Genomic DNA, 21,864 nt, shown 5'->3' with positions numbered 1-21,864 from the left:
GCCCGCCTCGTGACCACCATTGCCACCGCTTTCAACTCGCTGCCCCTGTCCGCCGCCATGCTGGCTAACCTGGAGTCCCTCGGTTATGCCCAGATGACGCCGATCCAGGCGCAGAGCCTGCCGGTGATCCTCAAGGGCATGGACCTGATCGCCCAGGCCAAGACCGGCAGTGGCAAGACCGCCGCCTTCGGCATCGGCCTGCTGAACCCGATCAACCCACGGTTCTTCGGTTGCCAGGCATTGGTGATCTGTCCGACCCGCGAGCTGGCCGACCAGGTGGCCAAGGAAATCCGCCGTCTGGCCCGTGCCGAGGACAACATCAAGGTCCTGACCCTGTGCGGCGGCGTGCCCTTCGGCCCGCAGATCGCCTCGCTGGAGCACGGCGCGCACATCATCGTCGGCACGCCCGGACGAATCCAGCAGCACCTGGACAAAGGCACGCTGGTCCTGCAGGGCCTGAACACGCTGGTGCTCGATGAAGCCGACCGCATGCTCGACATGGGCTTCTACGATGCCATCGAGGCGATCATCGCCCAGACCCCGGAACGCCGACAGACGCTGCTGTTCTCGGCCACCTACCCGACCGGCATCAAGCAGTTGTCGGCCAAGTTCATGCGTGACCCGCAGCAGGTCAAGGCCGAGGCGATGCACGCCGACAGCCAGATCGAGCAGCGCTTCTTCGAAGTCGCGCCAGAGGAACGCCTCGATGCGGTGGTGAAAGTGCTCAACCACTATCGCCCGCAATCGTGCGTGGCGTTCTGCTTCACCAAGCAGCAGGTACAGGAAACCGTCGACCTGCTCAGCGCCAAGGGCATGTCCGCCGTCGGCCTGCACGGCGATCTGGAGCAGCGCGACCGCGACCAGGTCCTGGCGATGTTCGCCAACCGCAGCACCTCGGTGCTGGTGGCCACCGACGTCGCCGCCCGCGGCCTGGACATCGATGCGCTGGACATGGTGATCAACGTCGAACTGGCCCGTGACGCCGAGATCCACATTCACCGTGTCGGCCGTACCGGCCGGGCGGGCGAGAAAGGCATGGCGATCAGTCTGGTAGCACCGTCCGAAGCCCATCGCGCGCGGGCGATCGAAGAATTGCAGAAGGCCCCGCTGCTCTGGGAACAGCTCGATAGCCTCAAGGCCAAGGAGGGCGGCCCGCTGCTGCCAGCCATGAGCACCTTGTGCATCGCTGCCGGGCGCAAGGACAAGGTGCGTCCAGGCGATATCCTCGGCGCCCTGACCGGCGATGCCGGGATTCCCGGGGCACAGGTCGGCAAAATCGCGATTTTCGATTTCCAGGCCTATGTCGCCGTGGAACGTGGCGTCGCCAAGCAGGCCCTGCAACGCCTGAACAGCGGCAAGATCAAGGGCCGCTCGCTGCGCGTGCGGATTCTCTGATCCCCGCCGGAATCTCCCGCCCTTGTGGGAGCCGGCTGGCTGGCGATAGCGATCCGTCAGTCGGCATCTCCATTGGCTGACACAACGCTATCGCCAGCCAGCCGGCTCCCACAGGAAAAGCAGACAAGCTTGCACCCACAAAACACCTTTCCGCCAGAAACCGAGTGAGGACAGCGTTGTGCGCTCTACTGAAGTTGTGATCATCGGCGCCGGTGCCGCCGGCCTGATGTGTGCCCTGACCGCCGCCGCCCGCGGGCGCCAGGTGCTGCTGCTCGACCACGCCAACAAGGCCGGGAAGAAGATCCTGATGTCCGGCGGCGGGCGCTGCAACTTCACCAACCTGTACACCGAGCCGGGCAACTTCCTCTCGCAGAACCCGCATTTCTGCAAATCGGCACTGGCCCGCTACACCCAGTGGGATTTCATCGCGATGGTGGCCAAGCATGGCGTGCCCTATCACGAGAAAAAACTCGGCCAGCTGTTCTGCGACAACAAGTCCAGCGACATCCTCGAGATGCTCCTGGAGGAATGCAACCAGGCCGGCGTCAGCCTGCACCTGGACACCTCGATCCAGCAGATCGAGAAACTGGAAAACGGCTACCTGCTGCAGACCAGCCTCGGCCCGATCACCTGCCAGTCGCTGGTGATCGCCACCGGCGGGCTGTCGATCCCGACCCTCGGCGCCACCGGTTTCGGTTACCAGGTCGCCCGGCAGTTCGGCCACCAGGTGTTACCGACTCGCGCGGGACTGGTGCCCTTCACCATTACCGATCAACTCAAGACCCTGTGCACGGAACTCTCGGGTACCTCGGTCGATTGCCTGGTGAGTTGCAACGATCAGGGCTTCCGGGAAAATATCCTGTTCACCCACCGAGGTCTCAGCGGCCCGGCGATCCTGCAGGTTTCGTCGTTCTGGCAGCCTGGCGACACGGTGCATATCAATCTGCTGCCGGACCATGATGCACTGCAATGGCTGCAACAGCAGCAGGCCGAACGCCCCAACAGCGAACTGAAGACCCTGCTGGGTGAAGTTTTCACCAAGAAGATGGCCAACCTGCTGGCCGAACACTGGTTCGTCTCCAAGCCGATGAAGCAGTACACCCCGGCCGAGCTGGCCGAGATCGCCGGCAAGCTCGGCGACTGGCAGGTGGTGCCTGCGGGCACCGAGGGTTATCGCACCGCCGAGGTTACCCTGGGCGGGGTCGATACCCGCGAGGTGTCCTCCAAGACCCTGGAGTCGCTGAAGAGCCCGGGCTTGTATTTTGTCGGTGAAGTGCTGGATGTCAGTGGCCACCTGGGCGGTTTCAACTTCCAGTGGGCCTGGGCGTCGGGGTATGCGGCCGCGCAGTTTGTCTGACGTTTTTCCGTAGGCCTGCCTGACGCTCCCGGAACAAATTTTGCTTTGTTTCCATGTGGCGCCATTGCGTCGTCACCCGTCTATAGGCACATACTGATCAACCGCTCGGCAGGCTCTCACACCTTCATGGCATCGACCTCGTTCAACCACTCTCTGCGTCGCCTCTGGGCACTGGATAAATTCAGTTATAGCGTCCGGGTATTCATCGCCCTGACCGGCATCATGACCCTGTGCTGGTTCCAGAACGAGATGAAGCTGCTGATCCCACTGTTCCTCGGAGTCATCGCCAGTGCGCTGGCCGAAACCGACGACAGTTGGCAGGGCCGTCTCAATGCGCTGGCGGTGACCCTGGTATGTTTCAGCGTTGCGGCCTTCTCGGTCGAGCTGCTGTTCCCCTATCCGCTGCTGTTCGTCTGCGCCATGGCCCTGGCGGCCTTCGGCCTGACCATGCTCGGTGCGCTCGGCGAACGTTATGGCGCGATTGCCTCGGCGACGCTGATTCTCTCGGTCTACACCATGATCGGCGTGGACCAGCGCGGCGGCGAAGTCTCCAACCTCTGGCACGAACCCCTGCTGCTGGTGGCCGGCGCCGGCTGGTATGGCGTGCTGTCGGTATTGTGGCAGGCGATGTTCTCCAACCAGCCGGTGCAGCAGAGCCTGGCCAAGGTGTTCCGCGAGCTGGGTTACTACCTCAAGCTCAAGTCGTCACTGTTCGAGCCGATCCGTCAGCTGGACGTCGAGGCCCGGCGCCTGGAGCTGGCCCAGCAGAACGGTCGGGTGGTCGCGGCACTGAACACCGCCAAGGAAATCATCCTGCACCGGGTCGGCAACGGTCGGCCGGGCTCGAAGGTCAGCCGCTACCTGAAGCTGTACTTTCTCGCCCAGGATATCCACGAACGCGCCAGTTCCTCGCACTACCCCTACAACGCCCTGGCAGAGGCGTTCTTCCACAGCGACGTGCTGTTCCGCTGCCAGCGCCTGCTGCGCCAGCAGGGCAAGGCCTGTCGATCCCTGGCGGCATCGATCCAACTGCGCCAGCCGTTCGTCTATGACGCCAGCTTCGCCGAAGCCCTGGCTGATCTGAATGCCTCGATGGAACACCTGCGCATCCAGAGCAATCCGGCCTGGCGCGGCCTGCTGCGTTCGTTGCGGGCGCTGGCAGCCAACCTCAGCACCCTGGACCGGCTGCTCAGCGCCGCGAGCAACCCCGACAGCCTGGCCGATGCCACCGACAGCAGTCTGCTGGACCGCTCGCCGCGCAACTTCAAGGACGTGCTGACACGCCTGCGCACCCAACTGACGCCTACTTCGCTGCTGTTCCGCCATGCCCTGCGCCTGCCACTGGCCTTGAGCATCGGGTACGGCATGGTGCACCTGGTGCACCCGTCCCAAGGTTACTGGATCATCCTCACCACGCTGTTCGTCTGCCAGCCGAACTACGGCGCAACCCGGCGCAAGCTCGGCCAGCGGATCATGGGAACCGCCATTGGCCTGACAGTGGCCTGGGCGCTCTTCGACCTGTTCCCAAGTCCGCTGATCCAGGCACTCTTCACCATCGCCGCCGGCCTGGTGTTCTTCATCAACCGCACCACCCGCTATACCCTGGCGACCGCCGCCATGACGCTGATGGTGCTGTTCTGCTTCAACCAGGTCGGCGACGGCTACGGGCTGTTCCTGCCGCGCCTGTTGGACACCCTGCTGGGCAGCCTGATCGCCGGCCTGGCGGTGTTCCTGTTTCTGCCGGACTGGCAGGGTCGACGCCTGAACAAGGTGCTGGCCAATACCCTGAGCTGCAACAGCCTGTACCTGCGCCAGGTGATGCAGCAATACGGCCAGGGCAAGAGTGACGACCTCGCCTACCGCCTGGCCCGCCGCAACGCCCACAACGCCGATGCAGCACTGTCGACCACGCTGGCGAACATGTTGATGGAGCCGGGGCATTTCCGTAAGGAAGCCGACGTCGGCTTCCGCTTCCTGGTGCTGTCGCACACCTTGCTCAGCTACCTCTCCGGGCTCGGCGCGCATCGCGAGAACCAGCTACCGGCAGAAGTCCGCGACTACCTGATCAATGGTGTCGGAGCAACCCTCGCCGCCAGCATCGAGCAGATCGCCACGGGACTGGCGAACAAGACCGCCATCGAGGTCCAGAGCGACGCCGAGGAAGCCCTGGCGACCGAACTGGAACAGATGCCGGACGAAATCGATGAGATACAGCGTCTGGTGCAGACACAACTGGCGCTGATCTGCCGTCAGTTGGGGCCGCTGCGCACGCTGGCGGCGCATCTGATCAAGGGACCGGAAGAACAGGCGCCGGTGTGAGCCGGCGAGACTGGCCACCGCGAGGAACATGACCGAACCGGTCGTAAACCTTGCGGCTGGACATCGTGTCCCGTCACGCAATCACATCCCATGCAGCTTGAGCAGCCGCTGGTAGCTGCCGTCAGCTTTCATCGCGGCAATCTCACGGTCGAACCCGGCGACGATCTGCGCATGCTCCGGGTTGCGCTCACTGACCAGGATATGCAGACCATTCTCGATGAGCGACTTGGGCAGGAACTCTACCGCGTCGCGGACCTCGGGCGGCTCACTGTTGAGGTAGTAGCGCGCCACATATTCGTCTTCCAGTGTCAGCTTCACTCGTTCCGCCGCCAGCATGCGCACGGCCATGGCGAAGTTGTGCACCGGAACTTTGCGTAATCGCGCATCCGCGTCGAATTCGTCGGAATAGGCATAGCCGCGCACCACGGCAATAGGATAGTCGTACAACTGCGACAGGTTGTCGTAGGTGATCGGTGAGTCACGGTGCTTGAGAAACATCACGCGGTTGACTAGGTACTCATTCGAGAACTGCCCCAACTGAGTTCGTTCCTTGCTGTACCAGGCATTGATCAGGACATCATAACGCCCCTCACCGACGCCCTTGAGCGCCCGGGCCCAGGGGACCTGCTCGTATTCGCTGGCATAGCCGGCCCGGGCCAGGGCCGTACTGACGATATCGGTCGCCAGGCCACCATTGACCAGGTTCGTATCGGTGAACGGTGGCCATGAATCAGCCACCAATCGCAATTTTTCCGCGGCGACTTCCTGCGCGAACAGTAGCCATCCAAGCAAGGCAAAAGCTCGATGCAATCGCGGCATGCCGAAGATCCTTAGCGGGCGGGTCTGCCCTACAGAATGAGGCTAAGCAGAAGATTCGGCGAAAGCAAATGGCCATCTCCGTGTTCCTAACAGTAGCTCATTCGCGCCCGGACAAACGTCCTGGCGGGCAGATTACACAAAGATAATGAAGCCGGGCAACGCAGTAGGGTAAAGCCCTGAATGACTTCACCTGTGCGAATCAACCACTCGAGCCGCTATTATCGGTACCGGGTATTCGAATCAGAGTGAATGACATGAGCATCGACTGGATCTGCAAGCACCATAGCGACCTGGGTAAGGAACAGCTTTACGCCATCCTGCAACTGCGTACCGAAGTCTTCGTGGTCGAACAGAAATGCCCCTATCAGGAAGTCGATGGCCGCGACCTCCAAGGCGACACCTATCATCTGATGGGCTGGCGCGATGATCGGCTGGTGGCCTATCTGCGCCTGCTCGACCCGCTGTCACAGGGCGGCAACGTGGCGATCGGGCGGGTGGTCATCGCCCCCCAAGCCCGCGGAATCGGACTGGGGCATGAACTGATGCGCGAAGCGCTCAAGCAGATCGAGAAAGTCTGGTCAGGACTGGAGATCTATTTGGGGGCCCAGGCGCATCTGCAGGACTACTACGGCCGCTATGGCTTCGTCGCCGTGGGCAAAACCTATCTGGAAGACGGCATCCCGCACGTCGGCATGCGCAAGGTTTGAAGCGACTCAGGGGTAACCCAGCACCTGCTTGATCGACATCAGGTTACGCTCGATCCAGCCCTTGTCGATCGCCCCCCACCCATGGATCCGGTAGTGTCCGGCATGGTTGCGGGCGCCCTCCTGCTGTTCGAATTCGCAGAGGATGTCCAGATCGGCCAGCGCCACGATCGTGTCCTGGGCCGTGCGCCGGGGCATGCCGGTCACCTCGGTCAACGCCGGGACACTGCTGGCCGTGCCGCTATCGATCAGCCAGGCCACGTACAGGCGGCGATAGAAACTGCTCTTGGTCTTGCTGATATCCATCGGAAAATCCTTGTCGATCGATCAATCGGCCGCGGCGGCCTTGCCTTGCAGATCCCGCCAGGTCAGGTAGACCCGCAGGTCGAACTCCAGCTGGTGATACCCTGGCTGCATATATTCGCACAACTGGTAGAACGCCTTGTTGTGGTCGCTTTCCTTGAGATGCGCCAGCTCGTGCACCACGATCATCCGGAGAAATTCCGGCGCCGCCTCCTTGAACAGCGAAGCAATGCGGATCTCCTTCTTGGCCTTGAGCTTGCCACCCTGGACTCGCGAGATCGCGGTGTGCAGGCCCAGGGCGCGGTGGGTCAGGTCCAGGCGATTATCGAACAGCACCTTGTCGATAGCCGGCGCGTTACGCAGGTGCTCCTGCTTCAGGGCCAGGGCGTAGCCGTACAGCGCCTTGTCACTCTGCACCGCATGCCGGCCGGGATAACGCTGGCTCAGATAATCGCCCAGCCGGTCCTGGGCGATCATCTGGCGCACCTGCTCCTGCAGCGACGCAGGATAGGCCTGGAGGTATTTCAGCACAGTCATGGGGGGCCGTCGGGGACATCGGGAAAGACTGCCAGTTTAACCAAATCAGCCCGACAGTGCGCTCCAGTCGAAGGTCTTGCCAAACTCGGTGGCGTCCTTGGCGATCAACGGGCGGGCGACCAGGAAGCCCTGGACGAAGGGGCAACCATTGGCTCGCAGCCACTGAGCCTGCTCCAGGGTCTCGACTCCTTCGGCAATCACCAACAGACCGAACTGCTGGCAGAGCTCAATCACGCTGCGCGCCAATGCGGCATCCCGTGGCGAATCGAGAATCCTCGCGATCAGGTGGCGGTCGAGCTTGAGCGTATCCAGTTCAAGATCACGCAGGTGGTTCAGCGAGCAATGACCGGAGCCGAAATCATCCAGGGCAACCCGCACACCCTGTGCGCGAACCCGCCGCATTTGCTTGCGCGAAGCTTCCAGGTCCTGCATCAAGGCCGACTCGGTGATTTCGACTTCCAACTGGCTGGGACGCAGGTCATGTCGCTCGATCACCTCCTGCAATTCATCGATCAGGTTCGGCATGCAAAATTGCGTGGCGCTCAAGCTCACGCTCAGCACCAGCTCGTCGGCGAATACGCCATTCCAGGCATGACGCTGGGTTGCCGCCTGGCGATAGATCCAACTACCCAGGCGGCTGATCAGCCGGACCTCCTCCAGCAGCGGCAGGAACAGGCCGGGCGGGACATCGCCGACGCTTGGGTGATGCCAGCGCAGCAGGGCCTCGAAGCCGCGCAGGCTGCCGTCCTCCAGGGACACCTGCGGCTGATAGACCATCTTGAATTCGCGGCCCTCGATGGCCGAACGCACGCTTTCCTCGAGCATCAGCCGCGAACGGGCGCGGCCGTTCATCTCATGGTCGTAGTAGCGATACTGCTGCCGTCCGGCGCGCTTGGCCTCGTACATGGCGATGTCGGCCGCCCGCAGCAGACCTTCCAGATCCGAGCCGCAGTCGGGATAGATGGCGATACCGATGCTGACGCCCAGGGTCATCTCCATGCCGTCGATCTGCTGGCGGATCGAGACGCGCTCGATCAGTTTTTCCGCCACTTTCGCCGCCTGCTCCGGGCGCTCCAGCTCCAGCAGGGCGGTGAATTCGTCACCGCCCATGCGCGCCAGGATATCGAAAGGCTTGAGGCAGACCTTCAACTGTTCGGAGACCCAGCGCAGCACGCGGTCGCCGGCATCGTGCCCGAGGGAGTCGTTGACCCGCTTGAAACCGTCGAGGTCCAAATACATCAGCACCATCGACTTGGGCGTATGGTCGCTGCGCAGCAGGGTATTTTCCGCCGTCTGGTAGAACCCCCGGCGATTGAGCAGGCCCGTCAGCGGGTCGGTCACCGCCTGGAACTCCAGTTGCTCATGCAGATGGCGCACCACCGACATGTCGAGCAGCGTCACCACCATGGCCTTCTGGTCACTCGGCAGGGGCGCGAACGACATCGCCACCGGCAGCGACTCGCCGCTACTGGTGCTCAACAGGGCGTCATGCAGGCGGTAGGTCTCGCCCTGGCAATACCCCTCGTAGAACGGCGACGTCAGCCACTCGTCGAAATGCGGTGTCTGCATGAAGTGCAGGAACGGCATGCCGATCAGCATGTCCAACGGCGCCCCCAGCAAGCGCGAAATCGCCGGGTTGGCGAAACGGATGCTGCCGTCGTCGTTGACGACCAGGATGCCTTCGGCGGCGTTGTCCAGCACCGAGGCATTGAATGCCCGGGCCGCCTCCAGATCGCGGGTCAGGCGTTGCAGCGTCCGACGGTTGCGCTGCTGCTCGAGCAACGCCTGGATCTTGGGCTTGAGAATATCCGGGTTGAATGGTTTGAACAGATAGTCCACTGCACCACTGGCATAGCCCTTGATCACGGCGTCCTGGGACTGCTCGTTGGCGGTCAGGAAAATGATCGGGGTCAGCCGCGTACGCTGACTGCCACGCATCAGGCGAGCGACTTCGAAACCGTCCATGCCAGGCATCTGCACATCCAGCAGGACGAGGTCGATTTCATGTTCGAGCAGTAGTGTCAGCGCTTCGATACCGGACGCCGCCGTCACCACCTGCCAGTCTTGCCGCTCCAACAGGGCCCGCATACTGATCAGGTTTTCAGGATAGTCGTCGACCACCAAAAGGACAGAACTGCTATCACCAGCCTTAAGTTGAGCGCAATCCATGCTGCATCTCTATCAGGTTCAGAGGACTCCACCCATGTCAGACGGAACCGGACTTCATCACAAAACCAACTCTAGTCCGAGTTTTCGCGAAGCGTAGTGATCATTACGCCATCATTTAACGGAAGCCGAAATCTCCCGACTAACGGTAGATGGAGGCAATGAGCCAGCTAGCGTAATAGCATCTTGCCAATCCGACTAACGGTCATCCGGGCAAACCGCCACCCGCCGGGGACCGTGCATTTCGTCGGAGGATTGACGTCAACCGTTCGCCGGAACGGCGTTAACAAACTATCGTTCAACCCTTATAAAGGGCGCGCAAACCTGCGGGCCAAAGCGGTTTGTCCGAAATACCGGACTTCGCCCGTGTTTCCGCGAGTCTTACGTTTTTCACGGAACAGACGATCATGATCGACCTGACGACCTGGAACCTCAGCGTCCCCGTCGGCACTCCGCCGGCAACCATCGATACGCCCAAACTGGTGCAAGGCTTCAAGGACCAGTACTTCCATTCGGATAGCGGCACCTTGTTCTTCTGGTCACCGGTGACCGGGTCCAAGACCGAGAACGCTATCTACCCGCGCAGCGAACTGCGCGAAACCTACCCCGACGGACGCCTGCGCAACTGGCTGTACGGCGAAGCCAACAACTACTTGCGCGCGACCCTGGCAGTGAACCAGGTCCCCTCCTCGGGCAAAATCGTCATTGGCCAGATCCACGCCTACAACAGCACCCAACCGATGCTCAAGGTCGAGTACCAGTACAAGGACAGCCGCAAGACCGGGATCATCGTGGTGAAGGTTCGCAATCATCCGGACGACAAGGAAAGCCGCGTGATCCAGATCGCCGACGACGTGCCGCTGGACAAGACGTTCACCTACGTCATTCACCTCAGTCGTGGTGGCTACCTGAGTGTGCGTGCCGCCGACGCGGCGTGGAATACCCAGGTCAGCACCAGTTGGCGTGACAAGCCGCTGTACTTCAAGGCCGGGGTCTATGTGCAGGACAACACCGGATATACCAGCGAAGGCGGAATGGTGACGTTCTACAAGCTGGATATCGATCACGAGACGGGCTGACGGCCCCAAATGCAGGGCGGGGCTGGAGAGAGGTGCCGGTCAATCAGGGTCAGAACAGGGATGACTTCCTGTAGCTGGCGATGGGATCGATCTGTTCGATCTCATCGAACTTCACGCTCCGGTACAGGCCGCTTTCCGCGCAGTAGATGAGTATCCGCGCGCTCCAGTCGATACTGCACAGCTCACCGCGCTCACAAGCCGGTTGCACACCCGGAGTGCGCCGGGTCACGTTGATCTTCTGGCGGACCTTGAAGTGCATCAGGTGGCTGTGATCGCTTTCTTCCTCTTCGCTCATGGTAATGGGCCTCGCTGGCTGGATGAGCCGCCAGCGTGGCGTATCGCCCCCCATCCATACCACTGTCATAATTGACAGTCCGCTATATCGTTTCCTCATAGTGCCAAGGTCGTTCACTTATAGCGTCGGTAGCGTGGTGCCCATAAAAAAACCCGCCTTTCGGCGGGTTCCCTTGAGCGCTGGAGGCCTTAGTTGACCTTGGCGTTCAGCTCACCTTTCAGATACCGCTGGAACATCGCTTCCAGGGAGATCGGCTTGATCTTCGAAGCGTTGCCGGCAGTACCGAAGGCTTCGTAACGGGCGATACACACGTCACGCATCGCGGTCACGGTGGCGCCGAAGAACTTGCGCGGGTCGAACTCGCTCGGGTTGGTAGCCATCAGGCGACGCATCGCACCGGTGGACGCCAGGCGCAGGTCGGTGTCGATGTTGACCTTGCGCACGCCGTGCTTGATACCCTCGACGATTTCCTCGACCGGCACGCCGTAGGTTTCCTTGATGTCGCCACCGTACTGGTTGATGATCGCCAGCCACTCCTGCGGTACCGAGGACGAACCGTGCATCACCAGGTGGGTGTTGGGGATGCGCTTGTGGATTTCCTTGATGCGGTCGATCGCCAGCACGTCACCGGTAGGCGGCTTGGTGAACTTGTAGGCGCCGTGGCTGGTGCCGATGGCGATAGCCAGGGCATCGACCTGAGTCTTCTTGACGAAGTCGGCGGCCTCTTCCGGGTCGGTCAGCATCTGGCTGTGATCCAGCACGCCTTCGGCGCCGATACCGTCTTCTTCACCGGCCATGCCGGTTTCCAGCGAACCCAGGCAACCCAGCTCGCCTTCCACCGAAACGCCGCAGGCGTGGGCCATGGCCACGGTCTGCTGAGTCACACGGACGTTGTATTCGTAGTCGGTCGGGGTCTTGCCGTCTTCGCCCAGGGAGCCGTCCATCATCACCGAGCTGAAGCCCAGTTGAATGGAGCGCTGGCAGACGTCAGGGCTGGTGCCGTGGTCCTGGTGCATGCACACCGGGATGTGCGGGAACTCTTCGATGGCCGCCAGGATCAGGTGGCGCAGGAACGGCGCGCCAGCATATTTGCGGGCACCGGCCGAAGCCTGGACGATCACCGGGGAGTCAGTCTTGTCAGCGGCTTCCATGATGGCGCGCATCTGCTCAAGGTTGTTGACGTTGAAGGCCGGAACGCCGTAGCCGTACTCGGCTGCGTGGTCCAGCATCTGGCGCATGCTGATAAGTGCCATTGTGTGTGTCTCTCCCGGTCGAGGGTCGTTAATCGTGCAAGCCTGCCGGAGCGGCGGCTGCTATTCAAGTGATTGCGGATCAAGCTGTTACCGGTCAGGGCGCCTTGCAGGCCCGACCGATCAAATCGTTGGTGGCAACCCAGTAAACCAGGCCTTCGTCACCCTTTTTGTGAAACGCCAACATGTTGTCGCTGTACAGCACGCCGCTGTCGACGGCACCGACTTCCGGCTTGAGGCGATACACCTGATCGGCGCCGCCAATGCGCACGTCGACCGACTGCTGGCTGCCATCAGCATAACGCCAGAACACTTCGGTCTGGCTGTCGCAGACCCAGCGGGTCCAGTTGTCCTTCGCCGATGTCGACGACGGCAGGTTGAAGGCGGCGCAACCGCCAAGCAGTGCCAGTGAAGCGAGGGCAATAAAGCCTTTCATGCCGGTTCCTCGACTGACGGCCCAGGCCGCCAGTGCTGCATGTAATAAGTCAGACCCGTCAGGGGCAACCCTGTTCCCGAGTCGGGGACGGAGCCTCGTATTTTTCCAGGCCATCCGGGCCCAGACGCTTGTTCAACACCGGCGCAGTTTCCGCCTGCCAGTCCGCTTGGTGGCAGCCCTTGCCGGCTGGCTCGGGAGCTTGCTCCGCGGGCCGGGTGCCGGGTTCGCTGGCGCATCCGGCCAGCGTGGCAACAACGATCAGCAGCGCAACGGCCTTGATCCTATGAATATTCCCTTTCAACGGCCAATACCCGCTCAGGCCTTGGCGCGGCTTTCGAGCACTTCCACGGCTGGCAGCACCTTGCCTTCGACGAATTCGAGGAAAGCACCACCTCCGGTAGAAATGTAGGAGATATCCGCAGACACGCCGTACTTGTCGATGGCCGCCAGGGTGTCACCGCCACCGGCGATGGAGAACGCGGAGCTTTCGGCGATAGCCTGGGCCAGCACCTGGGTGCCGTTACCGAACTGATCGAACTCGAACACCCCGACCGGACCGTTCCACAGGATAGTCTTCGACGACTTCAGCAGTTCGGCGAACTGCGCAGCGGTCTGCGGGCCGATGTCGAGGATCATGTCGTCAGCGGCCACGTCGGCGATCAGTTTCACGGTGGCGGCAGCACTTTCGGCGAATTCCTTGGCAACCACCACGTCCACTGGCAGCGGTACGCTGACCTTGGCGGCGATGGCGCGGGCGGTGTCCAGCAGATCTGGCTCGTACAGTGACTTGCCTACCGGATGACCGGCAGCGGCCAGGAAGGTGTTGGCGATGCCGCCGCCGACGATCAGTTGATCGCAGATCTGGCTCAGGCTGTTGAGGACATCGAGCTTGGTCGATACCTTGGAGCCGGCCACGATCGCCGCCATTGGCTTGGCCGGTGCACCCAGGGCCTTGCCCAGCGCGTCCAGCTCGGCCGCCAGCAGCGGGCCCGCAGCCGCGACCTTGGCGAACTTGGCCACGCCATGGGTCGAACCCTCGGCACGGTGAGCGGTACCGAAGGCATCCATCACGAACACGTCGCACAGGGCGGCGTATTTCTGGGCCAGCTCGTCGGCGTTCTTTTTCTCGCCCTTGTTGAAGCGCACGTTCTCGAACAGCACCAGGTCGCCGGCCTTGACGTCGACGCCGTCCAGGTAGTTGGCCACCAGCGGCACTTCGCGGCCCAGGACGAGGCTCAGATAGTCAGCCACCGGCTGCAGGCTGTTCTCGGCCGAGAACTCGCCTTCGGTCGGACGGCCCAGGTGCGAGCAGATCATGACTGCAGCACCTTTTTCCAGGGCCAGCTTGATGGTCGGCAGCGAAGCCAGGATACGCGCATCGCTGGTGACAACACCGTCCTTGACAGGGACGTTGAGGTCTTCGCGGATCAGCACGCGCTTACCTTGCAGATCGAGGTCGGTCATCTTCAACACGGTCATGGGTCGCAATCTCTGGTTTACGGTTTTTGGTGGACAACGTTCAGGTAATGCCCTGCAACGTCGATCATTCGGTTGGCAAAACCCCATTCGTTGTCGAACCAGGCCAGCACGTTCACCAGCCTGGGGCCACAAACGCGGGTCTGACCGGCATCGACAATTGCCGAATGAGGGTCATGATTGAAGTCACAGCTGGCGTGGGGCAGCTCGGTATAGGCCAGCAGGCCCTTGAGCGGACCGCTGGTGGCGGCCTCGCGCAGGATCCGGTTGACCTCCACGGCATCGGTGTCGCTGACGGTCTGCATCGTGATATCGAGGCAGGACACATTCACAGTCGGCACCCGTACCGCTTTGGCCTGGATTCGCCCGGCAAGTTCCGGCAGCAGGCGTTCGATACCTCGGGCCAGGCCGGTCGACACCGGAATGATCGACTGAAAGGCCGAGCGCGTACGCCGCAAGTCTTCAGCATGGTAGGCGTCGATCACCGGCTGATCGTTCATCGCCGAATGGATCGTGGTGATCGACACGTGCTCCAGGCCGATGGCCTGATCCAGCAGGCGCAGCAGCGGCACACTGCAGTTGGTGGTGCAGGAAGCGTTGGAAACCAGCAGTTCGTCGCCGGTCAGGCAATCCTGGTTGACCCCGTAGACGATGGTGGCATCCACCGCAGTCTCGCTGGCCATCGGCTGGGAAAACAGCACACGTGGCGCGCCGGCCGCGAGAAAGCGCTGGCCGTCCTCGCGGGTGTGATAGGCACCGGAGCACTCCAGCACCAGGTCGACGTTCAGAGTCACCCAATCGATGTCTTCGGGATTGGCGCTACGCAAGACCTTCACGCAGCGGCCATTGATATGCAGACAGTCGTCCTCGACCCGCACGTCGCCAGGAAAGCGGCCGTGAGTGGAGTCGAAGCGTGTCAGGTATTCAACACTGGCCATGTCGGCCAGATCGTTGAGGGCAACAATTTCCAGCCCGGCACGGTCTCCTCGCTCGAATAACGCGCGCAGGACACAACGACCGATACGGCCGTAGCCGTTAAGGGCAACTCTGTAGGGACGCGGTTGAGGCATGGAGATCTCGCCGGAGCTTGAACATCAAGAACCCATGCCAAGGCATGGGTTACATGAAAACGGGTGAGTTTGGGAGGCAAGCGGTATCTGGGCCGCCGTCTTCGCGGGCAAGCCCTGCTCCTACAAGGTTTGCGCCGAACACAAAGTGTGTGCACGACACTCTCCTGCAGGAGCAGGGCTTGTCCGCGAATGGGGCCGCCCCGCCTGTCACCGACCTCAGTCTTCCAGCAGTTCCTCAGCCTGACCCAGGATGTTCTCCAGGGTGAAGCCGAACTCTTCGAACAGGGCCGAGGCTGGCGCCGACTCACCGTAAGTGGTCATGCCGATAACGCGGCCTTCCAGGCCCACGTACTTGTACCAGTAGTCCGCATGCGCGGCTTCGATAGCGATACGCGCGCCGACCTGCAATGGCAGAACCGCCTGCTTGTAGCTGGCATCCTGGGCATCGAACAGGCTGGTGCATGGCATGGACACCACGCGGACCTTGCGGCCCTGCTCGGTCAGCTTGTCGAAAGCCTGCACTGCCAGGCCCACTTCCGAACCGGTGGCGATCAGGATCAGCTCAGGCTCGCCCGCGCAGTCCTTGAGTACATAACCACCACGGCTGATGTTGTCGATCTGCGCCGCATCGCGCTGCTGATGCTGTAGATTCTGACGGGAGAAGATCAGCGCCGAAGGGCCGTCCTTGCGCTCGATCGCGGACTTCCAGGCCACGGCGGACTCCACCGCGTCGGCAGGGCGCCAGGTGTCGAGGTTAGGCGTGCTGCGCAGGCTCGTCAGTTGTTCGATCGGCTGGTGGGTCGGACCGTCTTCGCCCAGACCGATGGAGTCGTGGGTGTAGACATGGATCACGCGTTTTTTCATCAGTGCCGACATGCGCACCGCGTTGCGGGCGTATTCCATGAACATCAGGAAGGTCGCGCCGTAGGGCACCAGGCCACCGTGCAGGGCGACGCCGTTCATGATCGCGGTCATGCCGAACTCGCGCACGCCGTAGTACATGTAGTTGCCGCTGGCATCTTCAGCGCTGACACCCTTGCAGCCTTTCCACAGGGTCAGGTTGGAACCGGCGAGGTCCGCCGAACCACCGAGGAACTCAGGCAGCAGCGGGCCGAAGGCATTCAGGGTGTTCTGGCTGGCCTTGCGGCTGGCAATGGTTTCGCCCTTGGCCGCGACTTCGGCGATGTAGGCCGAGGCCTTTTCCGAGAAGTCGGCCGGCAACTCGCCGCTCAGACGACGGATCAGTTCATTGGCTTCGGTCGGGAAGGCTGCGGAGTAGGCAGCAAAACGCTGGTCCCATTCGGCCTCGACGGCGCGACCGGCTTCCTTGGCGTCCCACTCGGCATAGATGTCGGCCGGGATTTCGAAAGGACCGTAGTTCCATTTCAGCGCCGCACGGGTCAGGGCGATTTCCGCGTCACCCAGCGGGGCGCCGTGGCAATCTTCCTTGCCCTGCTTGTTCGGCGAACCGAAGCCGATGGTGGTCTTGCAGCAGATCAGGGTCGGCTGCTCGCTCTTGCGGGCGGTTTCGATGGCGGTCTTGATCTCTTCCGGATCGTGGCCGTCGACGTTGCGGATCACCTGCCAGTTGTAGGACTCGAAACGCTTGGGCGTATCGTCGGTGAACCAGCCTTCGACTTCACCGTCGATGGAGATGCCGTTGTCGTCATAAAAGGCGATCAGCTTGCCCAGACCCAGGGTACCGGCCAGGGACGCGACTTCATGGGAAATGCCTTCCATCATGCAGCCGTCACCCAGGAACACATAGGTGTGGTGGTCGACGATGTTGTGACCAGGGCGGTTGAACTGGGCACCCAGAACCTTTTCCGCCAGGGCGAAACCGACCGCGTTGGCCAGACCCTGGCCGAGTGGGCCGGTGGTGGTTTCCACGCCCGGGGTGTAACCGAATTCCGGGTGGCCCGGGGTACGGCTGTGCAGTTGACGGAAGCTTTTCAGGTCATCGATCGACAGGTCGTAGCCGGTCAGGTGCAGCAACGAGTAGATCAGCATCGAGCCGTGGCCGTTGGACAGTACGAAACGGTCACGGTCGGCGAACGACGGGTTGCTCGGGTTGTGTTTCAGATAATCGCGCCAAAGCACTTCGGCGATATCCGCCATGCCCATGGGGGCACCGGGATGGCCGCTGTTGGCTTTTTGCACGGCATCCATGCTGAGGGCACGAATGGCGTTGGCACGCTCACGACGGCTGGGCATCGCTGATCTCCTGGGGTTTGATATTGAAACGAAACGGAAAAAAGGCCTGCATTTTCCCTCACGGAGCGCCTTCGGGGCAATGACAGATAGTCGTTCAACCGTGTTTTTCCCGTCGATAGTTGCGCATATCGCTGATGAATCCTTTCCGCGCTTCGTCTGTAGAGCGACGAGAAAAGCAGAAAGTGCCATTTATCCCGCAATATCAAAAGTTTTTGATATTGCCCTTGCGAGTCATCGATACGCTGACTAGACTGCTGGCCCTATGAACCTACCCGCGCCCGCGCTGCATCATGATCACTGCGATGAGCTGTCCGCCCTGTGCAAGGCCGGCGGCGACCCATTGCGGCTGAACGTCTTGCGGGCGCTGGCCAACGACTCGTTTGGCGTACTGGAATTGGCGCAGATATTCGCCATCGGCCAATCGGGCATGAGCCACCACCTCAAGGTATTGGCCCAGGCTGCCCTGGTGGCCACGCGTCGGGAAGGCAATGCGATCTTCTACCGCCGCGCCCTGCCCCATACCGAATTGCCGGGGGGCAAGCTGCATGCAGCACTGCTCGACGAAGTCGACGCCCTGCCACTGCCCCTCGATGTGCAGGCGCGGATCGCCCAGGTGCACGGGCAACGGGCCGCCGCCAGCCAGGACTTCTTCGCGCGGGTGGCGGAAAAATTCCGCGCCCAGCAGGACCTCATTGCCGGCCTGCCGCAATACCGCGACAGCGTCCTGGCCCTGCTCGACAAGCTCAACTTCGCTGCCGACGCCACGGCTCTGGAAATCGGCCCCGGCGACGGTGGTTTCCTGCCCGAGCTGGCGCGACGCTTTCAGCAGGTCACGGCGCTGGACAACAGCCCGGCGATGCTTGAGCTGGCCCGCCAGCTGTGCGAACGCGAAGCGTTGAGCAACGTCAGCCTGCAACTGGCCGATGCCTTGCAGAACAACAGTCTCCAGGCCGACTGCGTGGTCCTGAACATGGTCCTGCACCATTTCGCCGCGCCGGCCGAAGCCTTGAAGCAGATGACCGGGTTGCTGCAACCCGGCGGCAGTCTGCTGGTAACCGAGTTATGCAGCCACAACCAGAGTTGGGCCAGAGAGGCCTGCGGTGATCTCTGGTTGGGGTTCGAACAGGAAGATCTGGCCCGTTGGGCCATCGCTGCGGGACTCGTGCCCGAGGACAGCCTCTATGTAGGCTTACGTAATGGTTTCCAGATTCAGGTTCGCCACTTTCAGCGACCGGCTGGTGCCACTCAACATCGGTAAACTCAGGAAAACCATCGATATGAGCGAATATTCCGTTTTCACCTCCGAGTCCGTGTCTGAAGGGCATCCGGACAAGATCGCCGACCAGATTTCCGATGCGGTACTGGACGCCATCATTGCTCAGGACAAATTTGCCCGCGTCGCGTGCGAAACCCTGGTCAAGACCGGCGTGGCGATCATCGCTGGCGAAGTCACCACCTCGGCCTGGGTCGACCTGGAAGACATCGTCCGTAACGTGATTCTCGACATCGGCTACAACAGCTCCGAGGTCGGCTTCGACGGTGCTACCTGCGGCGTGATGAACATCATCGGCAAGCAGTCGGTGGACATCGCCCAAGGCGTTGACCGCAGCCGGCCGGAAGACCAGGGTGCCGGCGACCAGGGCCTGATGTTCGGCTACGCCAGCAACGAAACCCCGGAGCTGATGCCAGCCCCGATCGCCTACTCCCACCAGTTGGTCCAGCGCCAGGCCGAGGCCCGCAAGTCCGGCCTGCTGCCGTGGCTGCGCCCGGATGCCAAGTCGCAGGTGACCTGCCGTTATGAAGGTGGCAAGGTGGTTGGCGTCGACGCCATCGTCCTGTCGACCCAGCACAACCCTGACGTGTCCTACAAGGATTTGCGCGAAGGCGTGATGGAACTGATCGTCAAGCAGGTCATTCCAGCCGAGCTGCTGACCAAGGACACCCAGTTCCACATCAACCCGACCGGTAACTTCATCATCGGTGGTCCGGTAGGCGACTGCGGCCTGACCGGCCGCAAGATCATCGTCGACAGCTACGGCGGCATGGCCCGTCACGGCGGTGGCGCATTCTCCGGCAAGGACCCGTCCAAGGTTGACCGCTCCGCGGCCTACGCCGGTCGCTACGTGGCCAAGAACATCGTCGCTGCCGGCCTGGCCGACCGTTGCGAAATCCAGGTTTCCTACGCCATCGGCGTCGCCCAGCCGACCTCGATCTCGTTGAACACCTTCGGCACCGGCAAGATCAGCGATGACCAGATCATCAAGCTGGTCCGCGAAATCTTCGACCTGCGCCCATACGCCATCACCACCATGCTCGACCTGCTGCACCCGATGTACCAGGAGACCGCAGCCTACGGCCACTTCGGCCGTACCCCGGAGCAGAAAACCGTGGGCGAAGATACCTTCACCACCTTCACCTGGGAAAAAACCGACCGCATCGACGCCCTGCGCGCAGCTGCCGGCCTGTAAAGAGCCCCGTGTCACAAAAGCCCTTCATGGTCCGCCATGAAGGGCTTTTTCATGCAGGCCACGGCAAGCGATGCCAGTGCCAAGCCTGCGGACGGCCCGTTGCAGTCAGCCGACACACGCGGTAAGAAAGCCCTGCCCATTGCAGGGTTTGTCAATGCCGGGACTGATCTAGGCTGTGCTTTTGAGTCGAGCAAGGATGCTCCGGCATGCACCTTTTCCCTGGTTTCGTATTTTCCCTCTGCTGTTTCACTGCCCATGCCGCGCCCTGCCCGGACTGGCCGAAAGAACGTGGCCTGCGCGAAATCGAGGCCCTGGGGCAACAGATCGCGCAATGGGATGAACGCTACCATCGCCAAGGCGTTTCGCCGGTGGCCGACGAACTCTACGATCAATCCCGTCAGGCCCTACAACGCTGGCGTGGCTGTTTTACCGCCAACGAAACCCCACCGGACAGTCCACTGCTCAAGGCCCGCGGACCGACGCCCCATCCCTTTGCCCATACCGGTCTGGACAAACTGCCGGACGAACAGGCGGTCCGCGACTGGATCGGCAAACGCCAGGATCTGTGGGTCCAGCCCAAAATCGATGGCGTGGCGGTGACGCTCAGCTATCGGCAAGGCCGATTGCACCAGATCATCAGCCGGGGCGACGGCCTCACGGGCCAGGACTGGACCGACAGTGCCCGTCTGATCACGGCTATTCCCGCGCAGTTGCCACATCCGCTCGACCTGGTACTGCAGGGCGAGCTGTACTGGCGCCAGAACAACCATATCCAGGCCGAACACGGCAGCCTGAACGCCCGCAGCACGGTCGCCGGCCTGATGGCCCGGCACCAGTTGCAAGCCCACGAAGCCGAAGGCATCGGGCTGTTCGTCTGGGACTGGCCCGATGGCCCGAAGACCCAGCTTGAACGCCTGCAGGGGCTGAGCGCACTGGGCTTCCCCGACAGCGCGACCTACAGCCAGCCGATCAGCCAGTTTGCCGAGGCCCGACACTGGCGCGAGTACTGGTTCCGCCAGCCGTTACCGTTCGCCAGCGACGGCGTGGTTCTGCGCCAGGGCCAACGACCACCTGCACGTCTCTGGCAGGCACGACCACCGCATTGGGGCGTCGCCTGGAAATACCCTTACGCCCAGGCCCTGGCCCATGTGCGCAAGGTCAGCTTTGCGATCGGCCGCACCGGACGGATCACGCCTCTGCTCGAACTGATCCCGGTACGCCTGGATGATCGACAGATCAGGCGGGTCAGCGTCGGCTCCCTGCCACGCTGGCGGGAACTGGACGTGCGCCCCGGCGATCAGGTGGCGATCAGCCTGGCCGGCCTGACCATCCCGCGCCTGGACGACGTGGTCTGGCGCAGCGTCGAGCGTGAACCAGTGGCGGTTCCCGACCCGGAAGATTTTCATGAGTTGAGTTGCTGGCGCTACAGCCCAGGCTGCGAGAGCCAGTTTCTCGCCCGCCTGGCCTGGCTGAGCGGCAAGCAGGGGCTGGCGCTGCCAAGACTGGGACGCGGTACCTGGGAAAAGCTGATTCGTGCGGGGCGTCTTGAACAACTGCTCGATTGGCTGACCCTTGATGCCCGCGAGCTTGCTAACATTGCCGGCCTGGGCCCGCATGGCAGTCGACAGTTGCTCGATAACGTACAAATGGCCCGGCAGCAGCCATTCGAGCGCTGGCTGAAAGCCCTGGGATTGCCGGCAACCGCCGGCATCAGGCTGGACGGTACCTGGCAATCGCTCGCCAGCCGAAGCATTGAGGACTGGCAAGGCCAACCTGGGATCGGTCCCGAACGGGCCGCGCAATTGAGTGCCTTCTTTCGGCACCCGCAAGTGCTGGCCTTGGCTGAATCATTGCGTGTAGCCGGAATCGATGGGTTCTGAGGAAGAATTTGCACGCCGACCCGGAGCAGTCATACAACCGAATCGGCTTTATTTCGTTCATTGTCACTTTTCAGTATTTTTCAACACGGAGCCTTT

The 21,864-nt window shown here is 62.1% G+C and carries 19 protein-coding genes; 8 read left to right on the top strand and 11 right to left on the bottom strand.

Translation table 11 applies throughout. From position 1 onward, the window contains the following. The first annotated feature begins 57 nt into the window (after nucleotides 1-57). From dbpA to yccS, 3 genes are all read left to right on the top strand, one after another. Nucleotides 58-1,395 (top strand): ATP-dependent RNA helicase DbpA, encoded by a 1,338-nt coding sequence (gene dbpA, locus BLU37_RS09605; protein WP_232000508.1) that lies wholly within the window; start codon nucleotides 58-60, stop codon nucleotides 1,393-1,395. A gap of 178 nt (nucleotides 1,396-1,573) precedes the next feature. Next, a complete protein-coding gene (locus BLU37_RS09600; RefSeq protein WP_090204355.1) occupies nucleotides 1,574-2,752 on the top strand; it encodes a BaiN/RdsA family NAD(P)/FAD-dependent oxidoreductase in 1,179 nt (392 codons plus the stop codon). Nucleotides 2,753-2,878: 126 nt separating this feature from the next. Beyond that, nucleotides 2,879-5,071, top strand: coding sequence for a YccS family putative transporter (gene yccS, locus BLU37_RS09595; RefSeq protein WP_090204352.1), 2,193 nt, complete (start codon nucleotides 2,879-2,881; stop codon nucleotides 5,069-5,071). An 81-nt stretch (nucleotides 5,072-5,152) separates the two neighbouring features. On the opposite strand, the gene BLU37_RS09590 is transcribed toward yccS, so the two are convergent. Continuing rightward, the gene (locus BLU37_RS09590) at nucleotides 5,153-5,890 is read right to left on the bottom strand and encodes a substrate-binding periplasmic protein (RefSeq protein ID WP_090204349.1); all 738 of its coding nucleotides are present in this window, start codon (nucleotides 5,888-5,890) and stop codon (nucleotides 5,153-5,155) included. 254 nt (nucleotides 5,891-6,144) lie between these two features. Between BLU37_RS09590 and BLU37_RS09585 the strand changes: the two genes are divergently transcribed. After that, entirely contained in the window at nucleotides 6,145-6,597 is a 453-nt protein-coding gene (locus BLU37_RS09585) for a GNAT family N-acetyltransferase (RefSeq protein WP_090204346.1), read from the top strand. Between the two features lie 6 nt (nucleotides 6,598-6,603). Here BLU37_RS09585 and BLU37_RS09580 read toward each other — a convergent pair whose 3' ends face one another. The 3 genes from BLU37_RS09580 to BLU37_RS09570 are packed head-to-tail and all read right to left on the bottom strand — an operon-like array spanning nucleotide 6,604 to nucleotide 9,603. Further along, nucleotides 6,604-6,900, bottom strand: coding sequence for a winged helix-turn-helix domain-containing protein (locus tag BLU37_RS09580; RefSeq protein WP_019363038.1), 297 nt, complete (start codon nucleotides 6,898-6,900; stop codon nucleotides 6,604-6,606). Nucleotides 6,901-6,921: 21 nt separating this feature from the next. Then, on the bottom strand, nucleotides 6,922-7,434 hold the full coding sequence (locus tag BLU37_RS09575; protein ID WP_010444830.1) for a M48 metallopeptidase family protein: 513 nt from the start codon (nucleotides 7,432-7,434) through the stop codon (nucleotides 6,922-6,924). Between the two features lie 45 nt (nucleotides 7,435-7,479). Beyond that, nucleotides 7,480-9,603, bottom strand: a complete 2,124-nt coding sequence (locus tag BLU37_RS09570) for a putative bifunctional diguanylate cyclase/phosphodiesterase (RefSeq protein ID WP_090204343.1) — start codon at nucleotides 9,601-9,603, stop codon at nucleotides 7,480-7,482. A 404-nt stretch (nucleotides 9,604-10,007) separates the two neighbouring features. Between BLU37_RS09570 and BLU37_RS09565 the strand changes: the two genes are divergently transcribed. Next, nucleotides 10,008-10,679 carry a polysaccharide lyase family 7 protein gene (locus BLU37_RS09565; protein WP_090204340.1) on the top strand — a complete coding sequence of 224 codons (672 nt, stop codon included), beginning with the start codon at nucleotides 10,008-10,010 and terminating at the stop codon, nucleotides 10,677-10,679. Nucleotides 10,680-10,728: 49 nt separating this feature from the next. On the opposite strand, the gene BLU37_RS09560 is transcribed toward BLU37_RS09565, so the two are convergent. From BLU37_RS09560 to tkt, 7 genes are all read right to left on the bottom strand, one after another. Beyond that, nucleotides 10,729-10,974 (bottom strand): hypothetical protein, encoded by a 246-nt coding sequence (locus BLU37_RS09560; protein WP_090204337.1) that lies wholly within the window; start codon nucleotides 10,972-10,974, stop codon nucleotides 10,729-10,731. Between the two features lie 188 nt (nucleotides 10,975-11,162). Further along, entirely contained in the window at nucleotides 11,163-12,227 is a 1,065-nt protein-coding gene (gene fba, locus BLU37_RS09555; protein WP_010444835.1) for a class II fructose-bisphosphate aldolase, read from the bottom strand. A gap of 94 nt (nucleotides 12,228-12,321) precedes the next feature. Then, on the bottom strand, nucleotides 12,322-12,660 hold the full coding sequence (locus tag BLU37_RS09550; protein WP_010444836.1) for an MliC family protein: 339 nt from the start codon (nucleotides 12,658-12,660) through the stop codon (nucleotides 12,322-12,324). Nucleotides 12,661-12,718: 58 nt separating this feature from the next. Further along, entirely contained in the window at nucleotides 12,719-12,961 is a 243-nt protein-coding gene (locus BLU37_RS09545) for a hypothetical protein (protein ID WP_232000490.1), read from the bottom strand. A 14-nt stretch (nucleotides 12,962-12,975) separates the two neighbouring features. Further along, entirely contained in the window at nucleotides 12,976-14,139 is a 1,164-nt protein-coding gene (locus tag BLU37_RS09540; RefSeq protein WP_090204334.1) for a phosphoglycerate kinase, read from the bottom strand. Nucleotides 14,140-14,156: 17 nt separating this feature from the next. Then, a complete protein-coding gene (gene epd, locus BLU37_RS09535; RefSeq protein ID WP_090204332.1) occupies nucleotides 14,157-15,206 on the bottom strand; it encodes an erythrose-4-phosphate dehydrogenase in 1,050 nt (349 codons plus the stop codon). A gap of 216 nt (nucleotides 15,207-15,422) precedes the next feature. After that, on the bottom strand, nucleotides 15,423-17,420 hold the full coding sequence (tkt, locus tag BLU37_RS09530; RefSeq protein WP_010444842.1) for a transketolase: 1,998 nt from the start codon (nucleotides 17,418-17,420) through the stop codon (nucleotides 15,423-15,425). Nucleotides 17,421-17,682: 262 nt separating this feature from the next. On the opposite strand from tkt, the gene BLU37_RS09525 reads away from it, so the two are divergent. From BLU37_RS09525 to ligB, 3 genes are all read left to right on the top strand, one after another. Beyond that, on the top strand, nucleotides 17,683-18,678 hold the full coding sequence (locus tag BLU37_RS09525) for an ArsR/SmtB family transcription factor (protein ID WP_090204330.1): 996 nt from the start codon (nucleotides 17,683-17,685) through the stop codon (nucleotides 18,676-18,678). A gap of 19 nt (nucleotides 18,679-18,697) precedes the next feature. Then, nucleotides 18,698-19,888, top strand: coding sequence for a methionine adenosyltransferase (gene metK, locus BLU37_RS09520; RefSeq protein WP_010444845.1), 1,191 nt, complete (start codon nucleotides 18,698-18,700; stop codon nucleotides 19,886-19,888). A 206-nt stretch (nucleotides 19,889-20,094) separates the two neighbouring features. Beyond that, a complete protein-coding gene (gene ligB / locus BLU37_RS09515; protein ID WP_090204326.1) occupies nucleotides 20,095-21,768 on the top strand; it encodes an NAD-dependent DNA ligase LigB in 1,674 nt (557 codons plus the stop codon). Nucleotides 21,769-21,864 lie beyond the last annotated feature (96 nt).

Source organism: Pseudomonas asplenii, from assembly GCF_900105475.1.
Taxonomy (GTDB): domain Bacteria; phylum Pseudomonadota; class Gammaproteobacteria; order Pseudomonadales; family Pseudomonadaceae; genus Aquipseudomonas; species Aquipseudomonas asplenii.
Note: the sequence above shows the minus strand (reverse complement) of the source record. Positions and strands in the feature narration are given on the sequence as shown.

Excerpts from the sequence above, each read along its gene's own strand:
- tkt (WP_010444842.1), bottom strand. The coding sequence starts at position 17,420 with ATGCCCAGCCGTCGTGAGCGTGCCAACGCCATTCGTGCCCTCAGCATG.
- BLU37_RS09565 (WP_090204340.1), top strand. The coding sequence starts at position 10,008 with ATGATCGACCTGACGACCTGGAACCTCAGCGTCCCCGTCGGCACTCCG.
- BLU37_RS09540 (WP_090204334.1), bottom strand. The coding sequence starts at position 14,139 with ATGACCGTGTTGAAGATGACCGACCTCGATCTGCAAGGTAAGCGCGTG.
- BLU37_RS09570 (WP_090204343.1), bottom strand. The coding sequence starts at position 9,603 with ATGGATTGCGCTCAACTTAAGGCTGGTGATAGCAGTTCTGTCCTTTTG.
- dbpA (WP_232000508.1), top strand. The coding sequence starts at position 58 with ATGCTGGCTAACCTGGAGTCCCTCGGTTATGCCCAGATGACGCCGATC.
- BLU37_RS09575 (WP_010444830.1), bottom strand. The coding sequence starts at position 7,434 with ATGACTGTGCTGAAATACCTCCAGGCCTATCCTGCGTCGCTGCAGGAG.
- metK (WP_010444845.1), top strand. The coding sequence starts at position 18,698 with ATGAGCGAATATTCCGTTTTCACCTCCGAGTCCGTGTCTGAAGGGCAT.
- BLU37_RS09590 (WP_090204349.1), bottom strand. The coding sequence starts at position 5,890 with ATGCCGCGATTGCATCGAGCTTTTGCCTTGCTTGGATGGCTACTGTTC.
- BLU37_RS09550 (WP_010444836.1), bottom strand. The coding sequence starts at position 12,660 with ATGAAAGGCTTTATTGCCCTCGCTTCACTGGCACTGCTTGGCGGTTGC.
- ligB (WP_090204326.1), top strand. The coding sequence starts at position 20,095 with ATGCACCTTTTCCCTGGTTTCGTATTTTCCCTCTGCTGTTTCACTGCC.
- BLU37_RS09585 (WP_090204346.1), top strand. The coding sequence starts at position 6,145 with ATGAGCATCGACTGGATCTGCAAGCACCATAGCGACCTGGGTAAGGAA.
- fba (WP_010444835.1), bottom strand. The coding sequence starts at position 12,227 with ATGGCACTTATCAGCATGCGCCAGATGCTGGACCACGCAGCCGAGTAC.
- epd (WP_090204332.1), bottom strand. The coding sequence starts at position 15,206 with ATGCCTCAACCGCGTCCCTACAGAGTTGCCCTTAACGGCTACGGCCGT.
- BLU37_RS09560 (WP_090204337.1), bottom strand. The coding sequence starts at position 10,974 with ATGAGCGAAGAGGAAGAAAGCGATCACAGCCACCTGATGCACTTCAAG.
- yccS (WP_090204352.1), top strand. The coding sequence starts at position 2,879 with ATGGCATCGACCTCGTTCAACCACTCTCTGCGTCGCCTCTGGGCACTG.
- BLU37_RS09525 (WP_090204330.1), top strand. The coding sequence starts at position 17,683 with ATGAACCTACCCGCGCCCGCGCTGCATCATGATCACTGCGATGAGCTG.
- BLU37_RS09580 (WP_019363038.1), bottom strand. The coding sequence starts at position 6,900 with ATGGATATCAGCAAGACCAAGAGCAGTTTCTATCGCCGCCTGTACGTG.